This is a genomic window from Flavobacterium sp. H4147 (assembly GCF_029360735.1).
Classification (GTDB): Bacteria; Bacteroidota; Bacteroidia; order Flavobacteriales; family Flavobacteriaceae; genus Flavobacterium; species Flavobacterium endoglycinae.
The window spans coordinates 1-1144 of sequence record NZ_JARKNB010000010.1 but is presented as its reverse complement, the minus strand read 5'-3'; the positions used below and the strand labels follow the sequence as shown (position 1 = coordinate 1144).

Here is a 1144-nt window from a genome sequence, read left to right as displayed (position 1 = left end):
GCCCTTCCGTCAATTTCTTTAAGTTTCAGCCTTGCGACCATACTCCCCCCAGAACCCAAAAACTTTGATTTCTCGTAAGGTGCCGAGCGGGTCATCATAGAAACACCGCCCGATCCCTAGTCGGCATAGTTTATGGTTAAGACTACGACGGTATCTGATCGTCTTCGATCCCCTAACTTTCGTTCCCTGATTAATGAAAACATCCTTGGCGAATGCTTTCGCAGTAGTTAGTCTTCAGCAAATCCAAGAATTTCACCTCTGACAGCTGAATACTGACGCCCCCGACTATCCCTATTAATCATTACGGCGGTCCTAGAAACCAACAAAATAGAACCGCACGTCCTATTCTATTATTCCATGCTAATGTATTCGAGCAAAGGCCTGCTTTGAACACTCTAATTTTTTCACAGTAAAAGTCCTGGTTCCCCCCACAGCCAGTGAAGGCCATGAGGTTCCCCAGAAGGAAAGGTCCAGCCGGACCAGTACTCGCGGTGAGGCGGACCGGCCAGCCAGACCCAAGGTTCAACTACGAGCTTTTTAACTGCAACAACTTTAATATACGCTATTGGAGCTGGAATTACCGCGGCTGCTGGCACCAGACTTGCCCTCCAATTGTTCCTCGTTAAGGGATTTAGATTGTACTCATTCCAATTACGAGACCCAAAAGAGCCCCGTATCAGTATTTATTGTCACTACCTCCCCGTGTCGGGATTGGGTAATTTGCGCGCCTGCTGCCTTCCTTGGATGTGGTAGCCGTTTCTCAGGCTCCCTCTCCGGAATCGAACCCTAATTCCCCGTTACCCGTTGCCACCATGGTAGGCCACTATCCTACCATCGAAAGTTGATAGGGCAGAAATTTGAATGAACCATCGCCGGCGCAAGGCCATGCGATTCGTTAAGTTATTATGATTCACCAAGGAGCCCCGAAGGGCATTGGTTTTTTATCTAATAAATACACCCCTTCCGAAGTCGAGGTTTTTAGCATGTATTAGCTCTAGAATTACCACAGGTATCCATGTAGTAAGGTACTATCAAATAAACGATAACTGATTTAATGAGCCATTCGCAGTTTCACAGTATAAAGTGCTTATACTTAGACATGCATGGCTTAATCTTTGAGACAAGCATATGACTACTGGCAGAA

Annotated in this window: 1 rRNA gene; it reads right to left on the bottom strand. The window is 46.5% G+C overall.

Going from position 1 to position 1144, the window contains the following annotated elements:
* Window positions 1-1144: ribosomal RNA gene (locus P2W75_RS22470) — 16S ribosomal RNA — on the bottom strand; the annotation flags it as partial.